At 68.2% G+C, this 22,370-nt stretch carries 19 protein-coding genes and 6 pseudogenes; 17 read left to right on the forward strand and 8 right to left on the reverse strand.

The genetic code is table 11. The annotated features are described in order from the left end of the window. Nucleotides 1-142 precede the first annotated feature (142 nt). The 4 genes from ADL01_RS47995 (at nucleotide 143) to ADL01_RS40800 (ending at nucleotide 1,986) form a co-directional block, all read left to right on the forward strand. Complete coding sequence (locus ADL01_RS47995) at nucleotides 143-223, forward strand: Ms5788A family Cys-rich leader peptide (protein WP_351335063.1); 81 nt, start codon at nucleotides 143-145, stop codon at nucleotides 221-223. A 185-nt stretch (nucleotides 224-408) separates the two neighbouring features. After that, nucleotides 409-1,248 (forward strand): sulfurtransferase, encoded by an 840-nt coding sequence (locus tag ADL01_RS40790; protein WP_053747160.1) that lies wholly within the window; start codon nucleotides 409-411, stop codon nucleotides 1,246-1,248. A 79-nt stretch (nucleotides 1,249-1,327) separates the two neighbouring features. Next, a complete protein-coding gene (locus ADL01_RS40795) occupies nucleotides 1,328-1,615 on the forward strand; it encodes a DUF1416 domain-containing protein (RefSeq protein ID WP_006376727.1) in 288 nt (95 codons plus the stop codon). A 107-nt stretch (nucleotides 1,616-1,722) separates the two neighbouring features. Then, nucleotides 1,723-1,986, forward strand: a complete 264-nt coding sequence (locus ADL01_RS40800) for a DUF3099 domain-containing protein (RefSeq protein WP_053747161.1) — start codon at nucleotides 1,723-1,725, stop codon at nucleotides 1,984-1,986. Between the two features lie 27 nt (nucleotides 1,987-2,013). On the opposite strand, the gene ADL01_RS40805 is transcribed toward ADL01_RS40800, so the two are convergent. Then, nucleotides 2,014-2,451 carry a hypothetical protein gene (locus tag ADL01_RS40805; protein WP_053747162.1) on the reverse strand — a complete coding sequence of 146 codons (438 nt, stop codon included), beginning with the start codon at nucleotides 2,449-2,451 and terminating at the stop codon, nucleotides 2,014-2,016. A gap of 138 nt (nucleotides 2,452-2,589) precedes the next feature. Between ADL01_RS40805 and ADL01_RS40810 the strand changes: the two genes are divergently transcribed. Beyond that, on the forward strand, nucleotides 2,590-3,063 hold the full coding sequence (locus tag ADL01_RS40810) for a VOC family protein (RefSeq protein ID WP_234354978.1): 474 nt from the start codon (nucleotides 2,590-2,592) through the stop codon (nucleotides 3,061-3,063). 206 nt (nucleotides 3,064-3,269) lie between these two features. Here ADL01_RS40810 and ADL01_RS40815 read toward each other — a convergent pair whose 3' ends face one another. After that, entirely contained in the window at nucleotides 3,270-5,225 is a 1,956-nt protein-coding gene (locus tag ADL01_RS40815) for an APC family permease (protein WP_053747163.1), read from the reverse strand. Nucleotides 5,226-5,766: 541 nt separating this feature from the next. On the opposite strand from ADL01_RS40815, the gene kdpF reads away from it, so the two are divergent. The 7 genes from kdpF (at nucleotide 5,767) to ADL01_RS40850 (ending at nucleotide 13,025) form a co-directional block, all read left to right on the forward strand. Next, a complete protein-coding gene (gene kdpF / locus ADL01_RS41120; RefSeq protein WP_018566520.1) occupies nucleotides 5,767-5,856 on the forward strand; it encodes a K(+)-transporting ATPase subunit F in 90 nt (29 codons plus the stop codon). 7 nt (nucleotides 5,857-5,863) lie between these two features. Continuing rightward, complete coding sequence (gene kdpA, locus ADL01_RS40820) at nucleotides 5,864-7,528, forward strand: potassium-transporting ATPase subunit KdpA (protein WP_053747164.1); 1,665 nt, start codon at nucleotides 5,864-5,866, stop codon at nucleotides 7,526-7,528. Nucleotides 7,529-7,551: 23 nt separating this feature from the next. Beyond that, nucleotides 7,552-9,663: a potassium-transporting ATPase subunit KdpB gene (gene kdpB / locus ADL01_RS40825; RefSeq protein WP_053747181.1), complete on the forward strand. Its 2,112-nt coding sequence runs from the start codon at nucleotides 7,552-7,554 to the stop codon at nucleotides 9,661-9,663. A gap of 5 nt (nucleotides 9,664-9,668) precedes the next feature. After that, a complete protein-coding gene (locus ADL01_RS40830) occupies nucleotides 9,669-10,364 on the forward strand; it encodes a potassium-transporting ATPase subunit C (RefSeq protein WP_053747165.1) in 696 nt (231 codons plus the stop codon). A 117-nt stretch (nucleotides 10,365-10,481) separates the two neighbouring features. Then, entirely contained in the window at nucleotides 10,482-11,165 is a 684-nt protein-coding gene (locus tag ADL01_RS40835; protein WP_053747166.1) for a response regulator, read from the forward strand. Between the two features lie 377 nt (nucleotides 11,166-11,542). Beyond that, nucleotides 11,543-11,974 (forward strand): NfeD family protein, encoded by a 432-nt coding sequence (locus tag ADL01_RS40845; protein ID WP_053747167.1) that lies wholly within the window; start codon nucleotides 11,543-11,545, stop codon nucleotides 11,972-11,974. A gap of 4 nt (nucleotides 11,975-11,978) precedes the next feature. Then, nucleotides 11,979-13,025 carry an SPFH domain-containing protein gene (locus tag ADL01_RS40850; RefSeq protein WP_053747168.1) on the forward strand — a complete coding sequence of 349 codons (1,047 nt, stop codon included), beginning with the start codon at nucleotides 11,979-11,981 and terminating at the stop codon, nucleotides 13,023-13,025. A 48-nt stretch (nucleotides 13,026-13,073) separates the two neighbouring features. Here the strand turns inward: ADL01_RS40850 and ADL01_RS40855 are convergent, their stop codons facing one another. From ADL01_RS40855 to ADL01_RS43285, 4 genes and pseudogenes are all read right to left on the reverse strand, one after another. Further along, nucleotides 13,074-13,607, reverse strand: coding sequence for a TerD family protein (locus ADL01_RS40855; RefSeq protein ID WP_053747169.1), 534 nt, complete (start codon nucleotides 13,605-13,607; stop codon nucleotides 13,074-13,076). A 4-nt stretch (nucleotides 13,608-13,611) separates the two neighbouring features. Then, nucleotides 13,612-13,926: pseudogene (locus ADL01_RS43275) on the reverse strand (SDR family NAD(P)-dependent oxidoreductase); the annotation flags it as partial. A gap of 449 nt (nucleotides 13,927-14,375) precedes the next feature. After that, nucleotides 14,376-14,684 (reverse strand): annotated as a pseudogene (locus ADL01_RS47105) (hypothetical protein); the annotation flags it as partial. A gap of 89 nt (nucleotides 14,685-14,773) precedes the next feature. Further along, nucleotides 14,774-15,118: pseudogene (locus ADL01_RS43285) on the reverse strand (transcriptional regulator); the annotation flags it as partial. Between the two features lie 185 nt (nucleotides 15,119-15,303). Between ADL01_RS43285 and ADL01_RS47375 the strand changes: the two are divergent. Continuing rightward, nucleotides 15,304-15,513: pseudogene (locus ADL01_RS47375) on the forward strand (restriction endonuclease subunit S); the annotation flags it as partial. A 610-nt stretch (nucleotides 15,514-16,123) separates the two neighbouring features. Further along, nucleotides 16,124-17,650, forward strand: coding sequence for an SDR family oxidoreductase (locus ADL01_RS40875; RefSeq protein WP_420719793.1), 1,527 nt, complete (start codon nucleotides 16,124-16,126; stop codon nucleotides 17,648-17,650). Between the two features lie 463 nt (nucleotides 17,651-18,113). On the opposite strand, the pseudogene ADL01_RS48000 reads toward ADL01_RS40875, so the two are convergent. Beyond that, nucleotides 18,114-18,962 (reverse strand): annotated as a pseudogene (locus ADL01_RS48000) (NAD(P)(+) transhydrogenase (Re/Si-specific) subunit beta); the annotation flags it as partial. Between ADL01_RS48000 and ADL01_RS40885 the strand changes: the two are divergent. The 3 genes and pseudogenes from ADL01_RS40885 to ADL01_RS45165 form a co-directional block, all read left to right on the forward strand. Then, nucleotides 18,889-19,173, forward strand: a pseudogene (locus ADL01_RS40885) (zinc-dependent alcohol dehydrogenase); the annotation flags it as partial. The pseudogenes ADL01_RS48000 and ADL01_RS40885 overlap by 74 nt on opposite strands. Nucleotides 19,174-19,495: 322 nt before the next feature. Continuing rightward, the gene (locus ADL01_RS40890) at nucleotides 19,496-21,016 is read left to right on the forward strand and encodes a catalase (protein WP_053747175.1); all 1,521 of its coding nucleotides are present in this window, start codon (nucleotides 19,496-19,498) and stop codon (nucleotides 21,014-21,016) included. A gap of 67 nt (nucleotides 21,017-21,083) precedes the next feature. Then, the gene (locus ADL01_RS45165) at nucleotides 21,084-21,245 is read left to right on the forward strand and encodes a hypothetical protein (protein WP_159049767.1); all 162 of its coding nucleotides are present in this window, start codon (nucleotides 21,084-21,086) and stop codon (nucleotides 21,243-21,245) included. A gap of 385 nt (nucleotides 21,246-21,630) precedes the next feature. Here ADL01_RS45165 and ADL01_RS40895 read toward each other — a convergent pair whose 3' ends face one another. Continuing rightward, on the reverse strand, nucleotides 21,631-22,119 hold the full coding sequence (locus ADL01_RS40895) for a flavin reductase family protein (RefSeq protein ID WP_107091130.1): 489 nt from the start codon (nucleotides 22,117-22,119) through the stop codon (nucleotides 21,631-21,633). Between the last annotated feature and the right edge of the window lie 251 nt (nucleotides 22,120-22,370).

Below are 22,370 nucleotides of genomic sequence, written 5' to 3' on the forward strand. Positions count from 1 at the left end.
CCCCGGAGGCACCCCCACCTCCCCACCCGCACCCCCAAGATCGCCGCCCCCTCCCCTCCCGCATCTCGCATCGCGGACGATCGCGTCTCATCATGCGACACGCCGGTGACATCCCCGGCAATCCGTCCCTACGATCGACGCTATGCAGCGACAGGCGGACCTCACGAAGCGGCGGGCAGTAGACCTGTGCCGCGTCGCCGCCATGCTCTGTCGCCCTTTCTGAGCGGGAGCGCGCGGCGTCCAGCAGCGCATCCCTCCCGCGTCCCCCGGCGCCCTGTCCCCAGGGCCCTCGTGCGCGCGTCGCAGCAGGCCTGACCGCACACGACCGGGTACGAGTGACACGTACGTACCCCCTCTGCTCACGCACCACGCACCACCCCGCCGCAACTGCCCCGGAGGAGAAACAGCATGAGCCGCAGCGACGTCCTGGTCGATGCCGACTGGGTCGAGGCCAACCTCGACAACGCCGACATCGCCATCGTCGAGGTGGACGAGGACACGTCCGCCTACGAGAAGAACCACATCCGCAACGCCATCCGGATCGACTGGACCAAGGACCTCCAGGACCCGGTGCGCCGTGACTTCATCGACGAGGAGGGCTTCGAGAAGCTCCTCTCGGCGAAGGGCATCGGCAACGACACCCTGGTCGTTCTCTACGGCGGCAACAACAACTGGTTCGCCTCGTACGCCTACTGGTACTTCAAGCTGTACGGCCACGAGAACGTCAAGCTGCTCGACGGTGGCCGCAAGAAGTGGGAGCTGGACGCGCGCGAGCTGGTCGAGGAGGTCCCGGAGCGGGCCGCCACCGACTACAAGGCCAAGCCGCAGAACAAGTCGATCCGCGCCTTCCGCGACGACGTCGTGGCGGCCATCGGCTCGCAGAACCTGGTCGACGTGCGCTCGCCCGACGAGTTCAGCGGCAAGCTGCTCGCGCCGGCCCACCTCCCGCAGGAGCAGTCGCAGCGTCCGGGCCACGTCCCGTCCGCGCGCAACATCCCGTGGTCGAAGAACGCCAACGACGACGGCACCTTCAAGTCGGACGAAGAGCTCAAGGAGCTCTACGCCGACGAGCAGGTCGACCTCGCCAAGGACACCATCGCGTACTGCCGTATCGGTGAGCGTTCCGCGCTCACCTGGTTCGTCCTGCACGAGCTGCTGGGCGTGGAGAACGTCAAGAACTACGACGGCTCCTGGACCGAGTACGGCTCCCTGGTCGGCGTTCCGATCGAGCTCGGCGCCAACAAGTAAGCGAACTCCCCCCGTAGGACACCGACGTACACCCCGACCGGCCTTCCTTCCGTCCGGTCAGAACCTGATGGAGAAAGACATGTGTGGAGCGAAGGCCGGCGGCCCGGACGCCTCGACGATCAAGCCCGGTGAGACCACGATCCAGGGCCAGGTGACCCGCGACGGCGAGCCGGTCGTCGGATACGTCCGCCTCCTCGACTCGACCGGCGAGTTCACCGCCGAGGTCCCGACCTCGGCGACCGGACAGTTCCGCTTCTACGCGGCCGAGGGCACCTGGACCGTCCGCGCGCTCGTCCCCGGCGGCACGGCGGACCGTACGGTCGTCGCCGAGACGGGTGGCCTCTCGGAGGTCGCGATCGCCGTCTGACGGCAGGCACAGTCCACCGAAGGGCCGTACTCCTCACTTCACTCAGGGGTACGGCCCTTCGCCGCGTGCGGATTACGGACCACGGACTACGGCCCTACCCTGGACGTATGTACGCACGTCGGCGGCACGTGTACTTCGCCATGATGGGCACCTGCGTCACGCTCTTCGTCCTGGCGTGGGCAGTCGTACGCCTCTGGTCGATGCCGGTGGCGGTCGGTATGTGCGTGGTGGCGATGGTGATCCCGCCGCTGGCGACGATCGTCGCCAACCGCCGGGGCCCGGACGACCGCTGGTGGGACGACCCGTCAGGCGACCAGAAGTCCGACGAGTGGTGGGACGAACTGGACGGCAAGAAACGCCGACCGCAGTAGCGCGCTGCGGCCTGTGATCTGGGCCGGCTATCTGCTCCGGCGAGCCGACCGACGCTTGCGCGGCTGTAGCCAGTTGCGCAGGGCCGCGATCTGTCGCTCCTTGGATGCCGTGATCCCCGCGATTTCGCCAGAGCCACGCTGAAGTACCCACATGGGCGACCAGTGCCTGTTCCCCTTCGGATCGGTCCAGCGGACAGCGGGGAGGTCGGTGATCTCCGAGATGCTGCTTCGAGGGATGGTTCGCGTCCGCAGGTAGCCGCGTACCGTCAGTTCGGCGTTCTCGCAGGTGACGGAGAGCCGGTACCCCCGGACAGCGATGATCACCGAGACAGACAGGACCAGGCAGGCCGACAGGCGCGGGATCACGGCGGTGGTCTGGGCCGCGTAGAAAATGCTCCCGGCGGCCGGCAGCGCGCCCAGGCAGCTGTTGGCTGTCCGACCCCATCTCGACGGCGCCAGTTCCATAGCGGCTCCCCTCACGCCTCCCTGACGAAGGCGTCTGCGTTGCGGAAGTCGGCGAAGAGCCACCGATGAGTTTCGCCGACCAGGCCGGTCTACCACGACGTACGCCATCGAGACGCAGACACAGACTGGAGACCCACCATGACGACGACTCCCGCACACCCCGGCCGCATGCTGTTCGTGAACATCCCCGTGGCCGACCTCGAACGCAGCAAGGCGTTCTTCGCTGATCTCGGGTTCAGTTTCAACCCGAAATTCACCGACGAGACCGCCGCCTGCATGCTGGTCGGCGAGCACGCCTTCGTCATGCTGCTCACCCGGGAGAAGTTCGCGCAGTTCGCGAAACTGCCGATGGCCGACCCCACCACGCACACGCTGGCGCTCTACTGCTTCAGCGCGTCCTCCCGTGACGAGGTCGACAAGGTCAGCGCCGCCGCACTCGCGGCGGGCGGCTCCGAGGTGGATGGCGCCGAGGACTACGGCTTCATGTACTCACGCAGCTTCTACGACCTCGACGGCCACGGCTGGCAGGTCATGTGGATGGACCCGGCGGCGGCGGAACAGGGCCCCGAGGCGTTCGTGGCCTCCACGCAGGATGCCGACATCCCGGCCTGACTGACCCACCTGCGTACATGGGCAGCGCTAAGGCCCCGGACCATGATCGGATGCTCATCCATGATCGGTCCGGGGCCTTGCACCCACGTACGGCACCAAGTGAGTGGTGAGGCTCAACAGGTTATGCGTGTGTGATCGTCGCCACAGAGACGACGACTGACGCCGTGCGGGTGGATCCTTACGGGATCCTGACGCGGGCGCCGGATTCAGCCGGTGTGGACGCGGGGACGGCGGGGCCGGTCCGGTTCCGCCCCGCGCAGGACCTCTCGGGTGACCGGGGCGACCTCGCCCTGGCCGAAGAGGAAGAAGCGCAGGAAGTTGGCGAAGGGGTTGCCCTCGGTCCACTCGAAGTAGATGTGCGGGATGCAGCCGGTCGTGTCACGGGTGTGGAGGAGCAGGGCGGCGAGGGCGTTGGGGACGGAGGAGGACTCCAGGGTCAGGACCCGGAAGCGGTTGTGCATGACCTCGCCGCGTACGGTCAGGCTCGCCTCGAACTCGGAGGGGTCCGTCACCGTGACCTCGACGAAGACGAAGTCCTCCTGCTCCGGCATGTCGTTGTCGGCCCGGATCTGCTCGATCTTGTCGCGGTACTCGGCCTTGTCGCGTCGGTCCGGCTCGTTGGCGATGAACCGGATCTTGCGGCTCGCCATGTCACGGATGAATCGTTCCGCCATGGCGTCCAGCGTGACGCTGGTGACGCGGAGCTCGAAGGCGCGGGCCAGTCGGGACAGCAAGGAGACCAGGATGATGCCCGCGATGAAGCAGGCGCCGATCTTGACGCCGTCGGGGCGTTCGATGACGTTCGCGACGGTGACGTAGAGGAACACCACCGAGATGGCGGCGAAGCCGATCGTCCAGCCCCGCTGGCCGGCCTTGCGGGCGGCGATGGTCACGGCGATCGCCGCCGAGCTGATGAGAACCAGCACGCCGGTGGCGTACGCACCGCCCTGCGCGTCGACGTCCGCGTCGAAGAGCCAGGTGACGAGGAAGCCGATGAGCGTGAAGACGATGACCATCGGGCGCACGGCACGGGCCCAGTGCGGGGCCATGCCGTAGCGGGGCAGATAGCGGGGCATCAGATTGAGCAGGCCGGCCATCGCGGAGGCGCCCGCGAACCACAGGATGGCGATCGTCGAGATGTCGTAGACCGTGCCGAAGGCTCCGCCCAGGTACTCGTGCGCGAGGTAGGCGAGCGCGCGGCCGTTGGCCTGGCCGCCGGACTCGAACTCCCTCTCCGGGATGAGCAGGGTGGTGATGAAGCTGGTGGCGATGAGGAAGACGCTCATGATGACCGCGGCGGCGGTCAGCAGCGTCTTGGTGCCCCGGATACGGCCCTTCGGGCTTTCCTCCGTGTCGGTGTCATCGCCCCTGACGTGCGGCATCACCGCGACGCCGGTCTCGAAGCCGGACAGGCCGAGCGCCAGCTTCGGGAAGACGAGCAGTGCCACACCGATCATGGCGAAGGCGTTGCCGTGTTCGGCGGTCAGGGCACTGGACCAGTCGGTGATCAGATGGCCCTCGGTCATGACGTGCCACATGCCGACGGCGATCACCACGACGTTGAGCCCGAGGTAGACGGCGACCAGGGCCACCGCGACCTCGATGGCCTCCAGGAAGCCCTTGAGGAAGACCGCGCCGAGCAGGGCGACCAGGACCAGGGTGATCACCATCTGCTGGTCGTGCAGAGTGCTGGTCAGATGCGGGTTCTCGACCAGGTGGGTGGAGGCGTCGGCGGCCGAGAGGGTGATGGTGATCAGGAAGTCGGTGGCGGCGAAGCCCAGCAGGGTCAGGACGAACAGCTTGCCCTTCCAGAAGGACAGCAGCCGTTCCAGCATCGCGATCGAGCCCTCGCCGTGCGGGCTCTCCTCGGCCACCCGGCGGTAGACCGGCAGGGCGCCGGCCAGGGTGACGATGACGAGCACGATGGTAGCGATCGGCGAGAGCAGGCCGGCCGCGAGGGCCGCGATGCCGGGCTGGTAGCCGAGGGTGGAGAAGTAGTCGACGCCGGTCAGGCACATGACCCGCCACCAGCGCTGGCCCCGGTGCGCCGGCTCGGGCTCGGCGTGCGGACCCATGTGGCCGCCGCTCTTGCCCATGTCGGACAAGCCCTGGAGCATCCACGTCCGCAGACGGCTCGGTGGTGGGCGTTCGGCGGTGGCCATCGGCGTGCTCTCCCGGTGTACGGCTCGGCGTGGGATTCGGTGTGCGGCTCGGCGTGGGGCTTGACGTGCGGCTTGGCGTGGGGTTTCGGCCATCACGCAGAAGGCAGCATCAGCGTAAGCAGAGAGTGAGGTGAGGGCCGAGGGCTGGATCACACGCTCGCGTCAGGGTTGCGTTAAGACCGGCCGCGACGGCGCCGGCGGCACATCAAGCGGGGCTGTTTCGCAGGTGCGGGTGAGGATTGGGCCGTCCGGGGGCGGCAGTCCAGAGGGATCCGGGCGCCCGGGGAGGTCGCCGCGGTCGAGCCGGTCACCCAGGTGACGGTGGGGACGGGGCCGTAAGAGTCCCGTCAAGGGTGCGGGGGCCGCCGTAAGGGACCCGTCAACGGCCGGACCGTTCCGGTCGGGGGCGGGGTTTGCTCGAGCTGTCCGATTCTCTTCCCACCCTCTTCTAGGAGTTCGCGATGGCCGACCTGGCCTTCGTCGTCACCACGATCGCGGTGTTCGCGCTGGTGGCCCTCGTCGCCAAGGGGGTGACGAAGCTGTGACCGCCGAGAACGTTGTCGGCCTGATCGTGGCCGTCGCCCTGCTGGGCTATCTCGTCCTCGCCCTGATCTTCCCGGAGAGGTTCTGAGCTCCGCATGGGTCCCGTTCTCGCCGGCGTCCTCCAACTGCTCGCCCTGATCGGCGCACTTGCGCTCGCCTACGTCCCCCTCGGCACCTACCTGGCCAGGGTCTACTCCACCGACAAGCACTGGCGCGTCGAGAGGTGGATCTACAAGGGCATCGGTGCCAACCCCGACACGCAGATGCGCTGGCCCGCCTACCTGCGCGGTGTCCTCGCGTTCTCCGCGGTCGGCGTGCTCTTCCTCTACCTGCTCCAGCGGCTGCAGGGCGTACTGCCGGGCTCGCTCGGCTTCGCCTCCATCGACCCGGACCAGGCGTTCAACACCGCCGTGTCCTTCGTGACCAACACCAACTGGCAGTCGTACTACGGCGAACAGGCCATGGGCCATGTCGTGCAGACCGCCGGTCTCGCCGTGCAGAACTTCGTCTCGGCGGCCGTGGGCATCGCGGTGGCGGTGGCGCTCGTACGAGGGTTCGCTCGCTCGCGCACCGGCGAGCTGGGCAACTTCTGGTCCGACCTGGTGCGCGGGGTCACCCGCGTCCTGCTTCCGGGTACCTTCCTCGCCGCGATCGTGCTGGTGGCGTGCGGGGTCGTCCAGAACTTCTCCGGGATCCATGAAGTGGGTCAGTTCATGGGCGGGTCGCAGCAGTGGAACGGCGGCGCGGTCGCCTCGCAGGAGGCCGTCAAGGAATTCGGCACCAACGGCGGCGGCTACTTCAACGCCAACTCCGCGCACCCCTTCGAGAACCCGACGCCGTTCACCAACCTGTTCGAGATCTTCCTGCTGCTGGTGATCCCGTTCGCGCTGACGCGCACCTTCGGGGTCATGGTCGGTTCGGTCAAGCAGGGGTACGCGATCCTCGCGACCATGGCCACCATCTGGCTCGGGTTCACCGCCCTGATGATGTGGACCGAGTTCGCCCACCACGGCCCGGCGCTCCAACTCGCGGGTGGGGCGTACGAGGGCAAGGAGGTCCGTTTCGGTGTCGGCGCCTCGTCGATCTTCGCGACGGCGACCACGCTGACCTCGACCGGCGCGGTGGACTCCTTCCACTCGTCCTTCACCGGGCTCGGCGGCGGCATCACCATGCTCGGCATGATGCTCGGCGAGATCGCGCCCGGCGGCACCGGCTCCGGCCTCTACGGCATGCTGGTCATGGCGGTCATCGCGGTGTTCATCGCGGGCCTCATGGTCGGCCGTACGCCCGAGTACCTCGGCAAGAAGATCGGCACCCGCGAGATCAAGTTCGCGGCCTGCTACATCCTCGTCACCCCGGCCCTGGTGCTCGTCTTCACCGCCGCCGCCATGGCGCTGCCGACGCCCGGCCACTCGATGACCAACAGCGGTGCGCACGGCTTCTCCGAGATCCTCTACGCCTATACCTCCGCGTCGAACAACAACGGCTCGGCCTTCGCCGGTCTGAACGCGGACACGCACTGGTTCAACACCACACTGGGCCTGGCCATGGTCCTGGGCCGTTTCCTGCCCATGGTGTTCGTGCTGGCGCTGGCCGGCTCGCTCGCCGAGCAGCGGCCCGTCCCCGAGACCGCGGGCACCCTGGGTACCCACAAGCCGCTGTTCGTAGGCCTGTTGGTGGGCGCCATCCTCATCATCACCGGTCTGACGTACTTCCCGGCGCTCGCGCTGGGGCCGCTGGCCGAGGGGCTGGCGTCATGACCACCCGTACCGAAAGCGAAGAGATGTCCACAGCCACACCGGCCCCGACCCGGGCGCCGCACAGCGACGTACCCACCGGGCACAAGTCGCCCGAGGGACGTGTCGGAGCGGGCCTCTTCGATCCAAAGCAGCTGGTCAAGTCGCTGCCGGACGCCTGCCGCAAGCTCGACCCGCGGGTGATGGTCAAGTCGCCGGTGATGTTCGTGGTGTGGATCGGGTCCGTGCTGACCACGGTGTTCTCCTTCAAGGACCCCGGCGACTGGTTCGGCTGGACCATCAGCGTCTGGCTCTGGCTCACCGTCGTCTTCGCCAACCTCGCGGAGGCGGTCGCCGAGGGGCGCGGGAAGGCGCAGGCGGACACGCTCCGGAAGGCCAAGACGGACACGGTCGCCCGTCGACTCGACGGTTCCGGTTCCGTGGAGGAGCAGGTGCCCGGTACCGAGCTCAGGATCGGCGACCTGGTCGTGTGCGAGGCCGGCGACATCATCCCCGGTGACGGGGACGTCGTCGAAGGGGTCGCCTCGGTCGACGAGTCGGCGATCACCGGGGAGTCGGCGCCAGTCATCCGGGAGTCCGGCGGCGACCGATGCGCTGTCACCGGCGGTACGAAGGTGCTGTCCGACCGGATCGTCGTCAAGATCACGACGAAGCCCGGCGAGACCTTCATCGACCGCATGATCAGCCTGGTCGAGGGCGCGGCCCGGCAGAAGACGCCCAACGAGATCGCGCTGAACATCCTGCTGGCCTCGCTGACCATCGTGTTCCTGCTCGCGGTCGCCACCCTGCCGCCGCTCGCGGACTACGCGGGCACCCACCTGACGATGGTCGTGCTGGTCGCGCTGCTGGTCTGTCTCATCCCGACCACCATCGGCGCCCTGCTCTCCGCGATCGGCATCGCGGGCATGGACCGGCTGGTGCAGCGCAACGTACTGGCCATGTCCGGCAGGGCAGTCGAGGCCGCCGGTGACGTCTCCACGCTACTGCTCGACAAGACCGGCACCATTACCCTGGGCAACCGCCAGGCCGCCGAGTTCGTGCCGGTGGCCGGGACGACGGAGGCGGCGGTGGCGGACGCCGCCCAGCTGTCGTCGCTGGCCGACGAGACGCCCGAGGGCCGCTCCATCGTCGTACTGGCGAAGGAGAAGTACGGGCTGCGTGAGCGCCGGCAGGGTGAGTTGGCCGGGGCCGAGTGGATCGAGTTCACCGCGCAGACCCGGATGTCGGGGGTCGACGTCGACGGACGCAGGATCCGCAAGGGCGCGGCCGGTTCGGTCGTCAAGTGGGTCCAGGAGCGCGGCGGCACGGTCGCCGAGGACGCGGGCGCGGCCACCGACCGGATCTCCGGGGCGGGCGGCACCCCCCTGCTGGTCGCGGTCGAAGACGCCGACGGCGCACGGGTGTTGGGCGTCATCCACCTCAAGGACGTCGTCAAGGAGGGCATGCGGGAGCGGTTCGAGGAGCTGCGCCGCATGGGCATCAAGACCGTCATGATCACGGGCGACAACCCGTTGACCGCCAAGGCGATCGCCGAGGAGGCGGGCGTCGACGACTTCCTCGCGGAGGCCACTCCCGAGGACAAGATGGCCCTCATCAAGCGGGAGCAGGCGGGCGGCAAGCTGGTCGCCATGACCGGCGACGGCACCAACGACGCGCCGGCGCTCGCCCAGGCCGATGTGGGCGTGGCCATGAACACGGGTACGTCGGCCGCGAAGGAGGCCGGCAACATGGTCGACCTCGACTCGAACCCGACGAAGCTCATCGAGATCGTCGAGATCGGCAAGCAACTCCTCATCACCCGGGGCGCGTTGACGACGTTCTCCATCGCCAACGACGTCGCGAAGTACTTCGCGATCATCCCGGCGCTGTTCGCGGCCGTCTACCCGGGCCTGGACAGGCTCAACATCATGGGCCTGGCCTCGCCCGACTCCGCGATCCTGTCGGCCGTCATCTTCAACGCGCTGATCATCATCGCGCTGGTGCCGCTGTCCCTGAAGGGCGTTCAGTACCGGCCGGTCAGCGCGGACAGGATGCTGCGCCGCAACCTCACGATCTACGGCATCGGCGGCCTGATCGCGCCGTTCGTCGGCATCAAGATCATCGACCTGCTCATCTCCCTGATCCCCGGGATCGGTTAGAAGATATGAACAACTCCGTTGTCAACACAGCCCGGTTGCTGGGAGCGGGTCTACGCGCCCTTCTGGTGTTGACCGTGCTCACAGGCGTCATCTATCCGCTGGCCGTCACAGGTGTGGCACAGACGGTGTTCAGCGACAAGGCGAACGGTTCCGAGATCAAGGCGGACGGCAAGGTCGTCGGCTCCTCGCTCATCGGCCAGTCGTACAACCTGCCGTTGAAGAAGGGCCAGGAGACGCCCGCCCCCGACCTGAAGTGGTTCCAGGGCCGCCCGCAGAACGGCCTCGGCGGCAACAGCGTCAACACCCGGTACAAGCTGATCCTCTCCGGCGCGACCAACCGGTCCGCCGACAACAAGGACCTGATCGCCTGGGTGACCGCCGCCAAGGCCGCCGTCGTCAAGGACAACTCGACCCCCGACCACACGGTCAGGCCGTCCGAGGTGCCCGCCGACGCGGTCACCTCCTCCGGCTCGGGCCTCGACCCTGACATCTCCCCGGCCTACGCGGACCTCCAGGTCCACCGCATCGCCGAGAAGAACGGCCTGACCGTCGCCCAGGTCCAGAAGCTGGTCGCCGACCACACCGACGGCCGCACCCTCGGCTTCATCGGCGAGCCCCGGGTGAACGTCCTGGAGCTCAACATCGCGCTCAAGGAACTCAAGGCACTCAAGGAACCCGAGGCACTCGGGGCCGGGAGCTGATGGCGTTACCCGACCCGCCGGCGAGTCGGCGGCCCGGCACGACCGGGCTCGCCGACTCCCGCGGTCACGAAGCAGGAACGTCCCCACGACGGACGTACGACAGGAAGGCGCACGCCCATGACACGGGTGCTGGTGGTGGAGGACGACCCGCAGCTCGTACGGGCCCTCGTCATCAATCTCCAGGCACGCCGGTACGGGGTCGACGCGGCCCCCGACGGCGCCACCGCGCTGCGGCTCGCCGCCGCCCGCCGGCCCGACGTCGTGATGCTCGACCTGGGGCTGCCCGACATGGACGGCATCGAGGTCATCAAGGGCCTGCGTGGCTGGACCCGCGTACCCATCCTGGTGCTCTCCGCCCGTCAGGGGTCGGACGAGAAGGTCGCGGCGCTCGGCGCCGGCGCCGACGACTACGTGACCAAGCCGTTCAGCATGGACGAGCTGCTCGCCCGGCTGCGCGCCGCCGTACGACGCACCGAGGGGACACCGCCCGCCACCGGGGCGACGCTCGTCGAGACGGCGGACTTCACCATCGACCTGGTGGCCAAGAAGGCCGTACGGGACGGCCGCGACGTACGCCTCACGCCCACCGAGTGGCACCTGCTGGAGATCCTGGTCACCGACCCGGGACGGCTGATCACGCAGAAGCACCTGCTCCAGGAGGTCTGGGGCGTCTCCCAGAGCAACAAGACCAACTACCTGCGGGTCTACATGGCCCAACTACGCCGCAAGCTGGAGACGGACCCTTCGCACCCCCGCTATCTCATCACTGAGCCCGGCATGGGCTACCGGTTCGAGGGATGAACTTCGAGGCGCGAATCGATGGGGGTCTCGGCGCCTCGGGTTTCCGCGATCGAGCACGGTGAGCTGGACCGTGCGGAAGTGGCCACCCCGCGAGCGTGTGTGGAAGCGCTCGGCGGTCGACTGCGGGTAGTCGCGGACTTCGGGGACGCCGAGTACACCGTCGCCTGAGGCGCCTGCGTCGGAGGCCGTGCAGTCACTTCGGGAGCGGGCACTCTCCATAACGACAAGGCAGAGTGTGCCGACTCGCTTTCATACTATGTGCACCTTTGATCGTTCGGCAGGGTTTCTTTCCCCAGGGGTATCGCGGTTGCCCCGTCGAGGAGTCCAATGGTGGGAGTCAGGCCCTTCGCGCCCACGCCGGTCAGAAGAGGCACGCTATGGATCCATGGCTGATCTGGTTGATCGTCGCGGCCGTGCTGGCTGTGGCGGAGATCTTCACCCTTACCGCTGCGCTCGGACTGCTGAGCGCGGCCGCGCTGGTCACGGCCGGGTCCGCCGCGGTCGGGATGCCGGTGCCCGTGCAGTTCCTGGTGTTCACCGTCGTCGCCACGGTCACCGTGCTGTTCGTGCGCCCCGTCGCGCTACGCCACCTGGTCGCGCCCCAAGTGGCGCGGTTCGGCGTGGACGCGCTGGTCGGCAAGGCCGCCTATGTCGTCTCGGAGGTGACGGGCCTGGGCGGCAGGGTGCGTATCGACGGTGAGGAGTGGACGGCGCGCGCCTACGACGAGACGCTGGTGATCCCTCCTGGAAAGACCGTCGACGTCATGGAGATCAGCGGCGCCACCGCGATCGTCTACCCCCGGGACTGAAATCATGGAAACCTCGGCGTTCCTCATTGCCGGCCTGATCGTCGCGCTGCTCGCGGTCTTCACCGTGGTGCGGGCCGTCCGTATCGTGCCCCAGGCGCGTGCTCGCAACGTCGAGCGGCTCGGCCGCTACCACCGGACCCTGGATCCCGGCCTCAGCCTCGTCATCCCTTTCGTCGACCGCGTTCATCCGGTGATCGACCTGCGGGAACAGGTCGTTTCCTTCAAACCGCAGCCGGTCATCACCGAGGACAACCTGGTCGTAGAGATCGACACCGTGCTCTATTTCCAGGTGACCGACCCACGGGCGGCCTTCTACGAGATCGCGAATTTCCTTCAGGCGGTCGAGCAGCTCACCGTCACCACCTTGCGCAACGTCGTGGGTTCCATGGACCTGGAAAAGACCCTCACCTCACGGGACACCATCAACAGCCAGCTCCGCGGTGTGCTGGACGAGGCCACCGGAAAGTGGGGGCTGAGGGTCAACCGGGTGGAGATCAAGGCCATCGACCCGCCGCAGTCCATCAAGGACGCGATGCAGAAGCAGATGCGAGCGGAGCGGGACAAGCGGGCCGCGATTCTCGGGGCCGAGGGGCAGCGTCAGTCGCAGATCCTCACCGCCGAAGGCGACAAACAGGCTGCCGTCCTGCGCGCGGAGGGCAACCGTACCGCTGCGATCCTCCAGGCAGAGGGCCAGTCCCGGGCCATCGACGAGGTGTTCCAGGCCGTACATCGCAACGACCCCGACCCGAAGCTGCTCGCCTACCAGTACCTTCAGACGCTGCCCCAGCTCGCGCAGGGCTCGGGCAACAACTTCTGGGTGATCCCCAGCGAGATCACCTCCGCACTCCAGGGCATGTCCCGCGCCTTCACCGAGGTGCTGCCCCAGTCGCCGGCCACCCGCGAGAAACCCTCGGACGACATGGCTGCCGAGGCCGCCAACGACAAGGCCCAGGCCGCCGAAGCGGCTGCCGAGGCCCTCGCCGAAGCAGCGAAGGCGGAGCGCGTCACCCCCGGTGCCCTCCCGGATCAACTCGGAAAGACGTCACCGTGATCGGCCGTACGTTTTCCGCGCTGCCTGCGCTGCCTGCGCTGCCTGCGGTCAGCGCGGTGAGACGCTGCCCATCTCCGCGGTGAAGACCACGGGTTCGCTGTCGAACCCTCTGACCATCTCGCGAAATTCCCACGCCCCGGAGGCGCCACGAACGAACTCCGCGACGGTCGTGGCCGTGGATCCGGCGACCTGCGCAAACTCGTCCTTCAGCAGCTCCCGGTACCCCTCGACGACCAGCACTCCGGCATTCGACAGGTCGCCGAAGGTCAGGGGGCCGTTGTTCTGGTGGATGGCCACTCCCACAACCACCCGTGCGAAGGAGGACGCGAGGCGATCAAGTTCCAGTGTCATCGCTTCGACATAGCCGAAGCCCTGACCGGTCTGGCTGTGCCGGCCCATGTTGATGGTGCCGTCCGGTGAGCGGCTGTCGAAGTGGACGACGTACACCGGCCGCCCGTAGGGGGCGTCCACCGAGTACGTGGCGGCGATGATGTCGAGATGACGAGGTGGCTGATTCCAGGGACTCGGATCCCACTTGAGCCGTACCTCAGCCTTCCCAACTCCCGCGCTGTCGCTGCTCACCGGACTACCGCCTATCCCGTACCGAGCTAATACGGGATGGCCCCCGCATGGCCAAGTATGGCTGTCGGCGCAGCTGTTGAAGCACGGGCGTCGGCTCGCCCGTCGGTCGGTGAAGGACATGCGTTTCCGTGATCCTCGATGGCGCCCCGACCGCCGCTGGCACCGGGTTGTGCGGTGAGCGGATGCCGATGTCGGTGGCGATCGCTCCGGGGTGGAAGGACGAGGCGGTGACACCTGTGCCGTGTGCGCGCCGCGCGAGTTCCCGCGTGAAGAGGACCGTGGCGAGCTTCGATGCCGCGTACGCCCCCTGGGAGCCGTATGGGCGGTGGGATCTATGTTCGGAAGATCACAAAGTGCTGGTCCGAGCTGCAGACTTCGATCTCCATGACGGGCAGCCTGGTGCCCAAGTCGGTGGGCGCGGCGCAATACCGCGACTCGAGATCGAGAGATCCCTGCGGGCTCCGCTCAACCGAGTTTCGACGCTCCAGCCCCCTGCTGACCACGGACCCCATGCACTCGTGTGTACGAGCCCGTGAGCAGGTGTCGACGGCGCGGCCGGCCCGGAGCTGCCCGGGTCGTCAGACGGGCCCGACATCAGGTGGCCTCTGCGCACCGGGTGTCAGACCAGGGCTGGGGAACACTCTCGCTGCTGTTGAAGTGGAAAGTCACCCGCCACACAGGCGATCACCAGCCTCGCTGGGGTGTGACCGGGCCGTGAGCAGCCGGCGATGAAGCGCGTCTTCATCGCCGGCTGCGCCTTTGCAGTCTTCAGTCTTCGTGTGGAGGCTCCAGCTCCTGGATTCGTTCACCGATATCGTCGGCCCAAGATTGTGCCCACCGACGCAGCTCGGTGATCGCTGGCTCGTCGAGCCCGTAGGCGACAAATTCCGTGTCGTCGATCCAGTCGGCCCCGACCAACCGTGCCTGAAGCTCGCAGAGGTCGAAGGAGTCGCGGGCGTGGCGCCGTCCAAGCTCTTCCAACTCGATGTGGCTCCAGCGGTCGGCCGCGGCCTGTACGTCGACCAGATCTCTGGCCAGTCCGCGGTCGGCCAGTGCGCGAACCTTGGTGCCGACGACATATAGCCGCCGGTAAGCGCCAGAGGGTAGACACCACCCACGTCGAGGACATCCGCAAGCAGGCGACGGTGCAGATCCGTGAGGTTCACGGCAGCGGCCCGGGCTTCGTGAGCCAGCTCGTCGAAGGAGCTCTCCCACACCTCCCGGACATCACGGCTGACCAGGGTGCGCAGGGTGGGCCACAGGCTGACCAGAAGGTCGCGATTAAGGAACCGGATCAGATCGTCTTGCAGTCCCTCGGCCAGAACGATCCGGTAGTAGCTCATCCGCAGCCGCGGCTGATCGAGATCGAACGTGGTCAGCCCCGACCATGCCAGATGCAGCGGCAATGCCACCGTGCCGTGCTGAGGGCCGACGAGCTCGGAGAGCGCGGCAGGCGCACGCCGAGCGAACCTGGCACGGCGAAGATCAGAGAGACCGGGCTGTGTTGCCATACGTCGATTATCCAGGAAGAGCCTGCGGTGGGGCTCTTTGATCCGCAGACCGGCGCAGCCCTTATCAGCTACCCCATTAACAAGCAATTTTCTTCGCCTCCTGGCGACTGGGCCACCAGAGAGAGGGGTGACAGGCTGAAATAGCTGATCAGCGCTTTGAAGATCCCTGATTCAAGGAGTACGCCCGCGGCACCGCCGTTCCTTCCCTCAGCGCCGCCACACTGGCACTTCTGCCCGTACCGCTGCCTCCCCTTGCTCACCAGCGGCGAATCAGTGCCGCGCTGGATGCCGTGGACGCGCAGATCACTGCGCACCGCGAACTCATCCAGGCCGCGACTCACCACCGCAGCACACTCGCCGCGCATTTGCTGACCGGTGTCCTGGTCTCCGAATGACGCACTTCTCTCCTTTCAGTCCGTCCGCGAAGGAAGACTTTTGTGAATGCTCCGCCGTCCGAGCCACGATCTGGAACGAGGTATCTGTGGCTCCTCGTGGCAGCGCTGTTCTCGCTCGTGGTGGCTCTTGTCGCCGGGATCCTGAAGACCAGCACCGGAGCCGCATTCGCTGAGGCAGTCCTTAACGGCGGCACTGCCTTTGCCACGTCGATGGGCCTCTGCGTGCTTGTCCTGTCTGCAGCTGGCCAATTCTGAACGAGCTGACATGCCGTAGATACCTTCCCTCTGAGGTGGTCGTGAGGTCGGATAACACCGCCGTTGAACGTGGGTGTCTGCTCTTACGGGCACGCTGTGGGCACGGGCGCCACTGGCAGCCGGGCCATACGCGCGCGCGACGCCTGCGCCGGCCGGACCGCATTGTCTCTCGGGCTGGTCCGGAGCGTTCGTCGCGACTGCGAGGTTGCGGTGCTCGCCCTCGGCCCCAAGCATGGCCTCAGGGGAACAGCGGCAGAGCCCCTCGGAGGGGCACGTCCCGGGAAGAAATGAGAGCCATGACGTTTCTTGCGGTCAGGTCCGCCGGGCGTCGCCTGACAAGGTGCACTCGACCGGCATGCGTGCGATCGGCATGACCGACGACGACCGGCCGCTGCGCTGTCTGGTCACCGGCGCCACCGGTTACCTGGGCGGCAGGCTGGTGCCGGAGTTGCTGGCGGCCGGGTACTCGGTGCGCTGCCTGGCCCGCTCGCCCGGCAAGCTGCGGGACCATCCGTGGGCAGGGCAGGCGGAGGCCGTGCGCGGTGACGTGACGGACGAGGAGTCCGTGCGCGCGGCCATGGAGGGAATGGATGTCGCGTACTACCTGGTGCACGCGCTGGGCACCGGGCGGGGTTTCGAGGAGACCGACCGGCGCGCGGCCAGGATCTTCGGTGAGCAGGCGCGTGCCGCCGGAATCCGGCGGATCGTCTACCTCGGCGGGCTGACCCCCTCCGGCGTACCCGAGTACGCACTCTCACCCCATCTGCGGTCCCGCGCCGAAGTGGGCCGCATCTTCCTGGCGTCGGGCGTACCGACCGCCGTACTGCGGGCAGCTGTGATCATCGGGTCGGGTTCGGCCTCGTTCGAGATGCTGCGCCATCTGACCGAGCGGCTCCCCGCGATGGTGACCCCGAGCTGGGTGCGCACCCGCATCCAGCCGATCGCCGTCCGCGACGTGCTCCGCCTCCTCGTGGGGTCCGCGCGGCTGCCTCACGACGTGAACCGCACCTTCGACATCGGCGGACCGGACATCGTCACGTACCAGGAGATGATGCGGCGGTACGCCGCCGTCGCCGGCCTGCGCAAGCGTGTCATCGTCCCCGTTCCGCTGCTCACCCCCCGGTTGTCCAGCCTCTGGGTCGGTCTGGTCACCCCGGTGCCGGGTGCTCTCGCGCGTCCGCTGGTCGAGTCGCTGAAACACGAGGTGGTCTGCGCCGAGCGGGACATCGTCCGATACGTGCCCGACCCGCCGGAGGGGCCGCTCACCCTCGACCGGGCGATCGGGCTGGCTCTGCGGCGCGTGCAGGACGCGGACGTGGCCACCAGATGGTCCTCGGCCGCGACTCCCCGCGCCCCCAGCGACCCGCTGCCGACCGACCCCGACTGGGCGGGCGGGAGCCTCTACACGGACCACCGCGAGCGTACGGTCGCGGCGTCGCCCCAGGCGCTGTGGCGCGTGGTGGAGGGGATCGGCGGTACGAACGGCTGGTACTCCTCGCCGCCGGCCTGGTTCCTGAGGGGCTGGCTGGACACCCTGGTGGGCGGGGTCGGCCTGCGCCGGGGCCGCCGGGACGCGATCCGGCTGCGGGTCGGCGACAGCCTGGACTTCTGGCGGGTGGAGGAGATCGAGCCGGGCCGGCTGCTCCGGCTGCGCGCGGAGATGCGCCTGCCGGGCCTGGCCTGGCTGGAGATGACCGTCGACCAGGATCCCCAGGGGCGCACGGTGTACCGGCAGCGGGCCCTGTTCCATCCGCACGGTCTGGCCGGGCACGCCTACTGGTGGGGCGTGGCCCCCTTCCACGCCTCGGTCTTCGGCGGCATGGCCCGCAACATCGCCACCGCGGCCGAATCGGCCGCCCCTGAACCGGCCCGCACCCACTGAGGGGGATCGAGGAACCGGGCGCGTCTCCGCCGCCCTGTTCACCGCCGACCTGCGGGTGCACGACAACCCGGGCCTGCAGGCCGCTCTCCTCGTCGGCGGTCGGGCTCTTCACCTGAGGCCGGCCCGGAGTCCCGTCGGCCACTTCGTTACGGACCTCCCCCCGCCAGTACGAGACGGAGAAGCTGATGTTCTCCGTCTCGCCGTACCGAATGGCGTTGGTGACCAGCGCCGGGCTCGGTGTCCTGTGCCGGAACCGGGTCCGGGCGCGGCACGGCCACCGAGCTCGCCGGTTTCTCCCCGACGCCCACGACGACGTGGCCGTGCGTTCCGGTCGGGGCCTGGTTGTCGTGTTTGCCGCGTAAGACGATCGTCGGGGTACTGCATGATCTGCCGGCCGGTCGCGGGCTACGTCGTCGGCGGTCACCGTGCGGACATGGGTGAGGTCCGCGTCCGGTCCGCTCGGGGCGGTCGTGGTGTCGCCGGTGCCGAAACCGCCGAGGACGATGTTGCCGACCGACCGGTTCATGGCCTGGGCCATCTGCAGCGTCAGGATGGTTCCGGCCGCGCCGACCAGGGCACCGGCGATGATCATGGCCTGGTTGTCGATCGCGAAGCCGGCCATGGCGACCGCGAGACCGGTCAGGGCGTTGAGCAGCGACACGATGACCGGTGCGTCGGCGCCGCCGATCGGCAGCACCATGAGCACTCCGAAGGTCAGCGCCGCGAGCAGCACGATCAGCAGCAGCACGATGTTGTGCGTGTGCAGGAGGGTGAGGACACCAGCGCCGAGGGCCACGGCGACCACGGCGACATTGGCCGCCCGTGATCCGGGACACAGGATGGGCCTGCCCGGGACGATGCCCTGCAACGTGCCCGCGGCGATCAGCGAGCCGGAGAACGTCACGGATCCGATCAGTACGTCCAGCACGAGCGGGACGGAGGTGGTCGGGTCGAGAGCCGGTCCGCCGGGATGCAGAACGGACGCGGCGAATGCGACCGCTGCCGCCGCCCCACCGCCAACGGCGTTGAATACGCTGACCAGTTGCAGGATCTCCGTCATCCTCACGCGCCGGGCCTGGAGGACTCCGTAGAGGCCGCCGAGCAGTAGGCCGAGGACCAGCGCGATCCAGGCCAGGAGCCGTCCGCCGGATTCGGCCAGCGCGAACGTCAGGGTGGCGGCGACGGCGACGACCATGCCGGCGGCGGAGATCAGGTTGCCGCGCCTGGCGGTCGACGGCGCCCGCATCCAGTGGTCCCTGCGGCGCGGCGGCCGCCTGGTGTGCGTCGCGATGCCCGCCGACGACGCCGTCATCCCGGTGCCGATCTTCGAGACGGTGGTGGGCGGTATCTCGGTGATCGGCTCCATCGTCGGCACCCGCCAGGACCTGGCCGAGGTATTCGCACTGCACGCAGCCGGCCGCACCCGGATAATCGCCGAAACCCGACGCCTGGACGACGTCAACGAATGCATCGACGAGGTCCTGGGCGGCCGGGCCGAGGGCCGGCTCGTGTTCGAGTTCTGACGCTTATCACCCGCCCTTCGGGAGAACTGTCCGAAGGACGAGCCGTCACAGAGCAGACCGGGCTTGACGCCGAAGACCGGAGTACGTCGTGGCGACGCCGTGGCGGGGCGCGGGGCCGGTCAGGTCGAGGTCGGCGTGGCTCAAGCGGATCCGTCGCCCGGACGATGTTTGTCCCGGCCGCTCGGGGTCACGCGGCTTGTGGGTCTCGGGAGGGCCGGCGACACCGAAGCCGAGCTGTCGGCCCGATGCGTGGCGCGTTCCGGCGTGTGCCCGTCCCGCCCGACGACCCTGAAACCCGTCGACAGTCGGCAGAGGGAGCGTCATGACAGAGATCCGCCCCGCCACCACAACCGACTCGGGCGCTCCGGTGGAGAGCGACGAGCACTCACTGACCGTTGGACCTGGGGGGCCGGTCCTTCTGCAGGACGCCTACCTGATCGAGCAGATGGCGCAGTTCAACCGGGAGCGCATTCCCGAGCGCCAACCGCATGCGAAAGGGAGCGGCGCTTTCGGTCACTTCGAAGTGAGCCACGACGTGAGCGCCTACACCAAGGCGGCCGTGTTCCAGCCTGGCACGCGCACCGACCTGGTCATCCGGTTCTCGACCGTGGCGGGGGAGCGTGGCAGCCCCGACACCTGGCGCGACCCGCGCGGTTTCGCGGTGAAGCTCTACACCAGCGAAGGCAATTACGACATGGTCGGCAACAACACGCCGGTCTTCTTCATAAAGGATCCGATGAAATTCCAGCACTTCATCCGATCCCAGAAGCGCCGCGCGGACAACAACCTGCGCGACCACGACATGCAGTGGGACTTCTGGACGCTCTCCCCGGAATCCGCCCATCAGGTCACCTGGCTGATGGGAGACCGCGGAATTCCGCGGACGTGGCGTCACATGAACGGGTACTCGTCGCACACGTACATGTGGATCAACGCCGACGGCGAGCGGTTCTGGGTGAAGTACCACTTCAAGACCGACCAGGGCATCGAGTTCTTCACCCAGCACGAGGCCGACCAGATGGCCGCCGTCGACACGGACTACCACACGCGTGACCTCTTCGAGCACATCCGTGACGGGGACTGTCCCAGCTGGACCCTCCACGTGCAGGTCATGCCGTACGAAGACGCCGCGAACTATCGGTTCAACCCGTTCGACCTCACCAAGGTGTGGCCGCACGGCGACTACCCGCTCATCCCGGTCGGCCGTATGACGCTCGACCGCAACCCGACGGACAACCACGCCGAGATCGAGCAGGCGGCCTTCCAGCCGAACAACCTGGTCCCCGGCATCGGGCCGAGTCCGGACCGGATGCTTCTGGCCCGCCTGTTCTCGTACGCGGACGCGCATCGCCACCGGATCGGCGCCAACTATCAGCAGCTTCCCGTCAACGCGCCCGTCGTCGACGTCCACAGTTACTCCAAGGACGGCGCGATGGCCTACCGCAAGACGACGGACCCCGTCTACGCCCCGAACTCCAAGGGCGGTCCGGCCGCCGACACAGCCCGGTACGGAACCCCGCCCGGCTGGGAAGCGGACGGCGAGATCACTCGGGCCGCTTACGTGTCCCACCCGGAGGACGACGACTGGGGGCAGCCGGGCACCCTGGTGCGCGAGGTCATGGACGACGCGGCCCGTGACCGCCTGGTCGACAACGTCGTCGGCCATCTCCTCAACGGGGTGAGCGAGCCCGTCCTTGAACGCGCCTTCGCGTACTGGTCGAACATCGACGAGACGACCGGCAAGCGCATCGCCGACGGCGTGCGAGCGAAGTCCCACGAGAAGGATCCGAAGGCGGCGGAACAGGGCAACCCCGCGCGCCGCGCCATGCAGCACAAGGCATAGGACCCGTCAGCTGCGTCCGCGTCGAGCGACACCCCCTGAGGCCCGAAACCCGAGCGAGGGGAACCCCATGAAGACCCCCGGTGACGACGACACACCTCCGGTCGACGAGGAGACACGGGAACGGTCCGCAGAGCGACGGAACGTCATCGCACCCACACCGCGAGACGTCCGGGACGAGGCCGAGGACGACGACGAGCCCGATCTCCCCCCGACCGGAGACAGTTCCTGACCGATGCCCACCGCATCCTCCGGCACCCGCGTTCCTGGCCACGCGGGACGACCGGACGGCCCTTCCTCCTCCAGCGCCTTCCCGTTGGTGCGCACGTCGGCGTCCTTGATGGAGACTGACGCATCCCCGGATGCGGCCGGTCCTGGCGCAGGAGGATCGAGACAGCCACGGCCCGTTGGCCGTGCCGCAAGCAGTACTACGTGGGCGCGCCCGCCCCGCTGGACCACTGTCTCGGGCGCACGGGGTACGCGTCGCAGCAGATCGGCCACAGCGAACCCGGCGTCCGGCCGACCGACCTCCGGCACCCCGCGGACGAAGCCCCGGGCTCGTGACGGAAGCGGTGAGACGGCGCGGGCGACCGGGCCGACCAGAGAAGGGGCGCCGCTCAGTTCGCAGGGTGGCCGGGGGCGATGCCATGGGTGTCGTCGAGCGTCAGCACGGGGGTGCGGCTGCCCGCGAGGTTTTCCGCCGCCTCCGGAGCGAGAAGGAAGCCGACGTGGTCGCCGCCGTCGATCCGGTCCTCCACACGACCGACGAACCAGGCGGCGGCCTCGTCGAGGATCAGTGCTCCACCCGGTCCTGGATGCCACGGGACGTCGGTGAACTTGTCGATGCGGTCGCCGGTCTCGCCGCCGAAGAGTCGGGCCGACCGGTCCTGGTCGCGGCGGAGAAGATGGACCGCGAGTCGTTCGGCGTGCTCGGCCACCCGGTACGTCCGGTTGGCCTTGGACAGCCAGACCATGAACCGGGCGGGCCGAATCGAGCACTGCGAGGCGAATCCGACCAGGCAGCCGGCTCTTTCCCCGCCGGCCCGCGCGGTCACGATGTACATCGGGTAGTCGAGCAGGTCGGTGAAGGGATCGAGATCGGTCACGGATTCGGCTCCCGCCTCGGGATCGGATGTCGGCCAAGCGTTCAACGGTTCCGTGCCCCGGGCGGCTCACGACGCGCCGTGCGGGGCACGGACGGACGACACCCGCCCACGCCTGTTCGAGGTGGGCAGTTCGATGCCGACCTGGCTGACATGGAGCTGCTACCGGCAGTGTTCATCGCGATCGTGCCGACGCGGAGGGCGGGCGGCGAGTGCGCGCATGCCAAGTCGAGGACTCCAGCCAGCGGTAGCTC

The organism is Streptomyces sp. NRRL WC-3618 (assembly GCF_001280005.1).
In the GTDB taxonomy this organism is placed as follows: Bacteria; Actinomycetota; Actinomycetes; order Streptomycetales; family Streptomycetaceae; genus Streptomyces.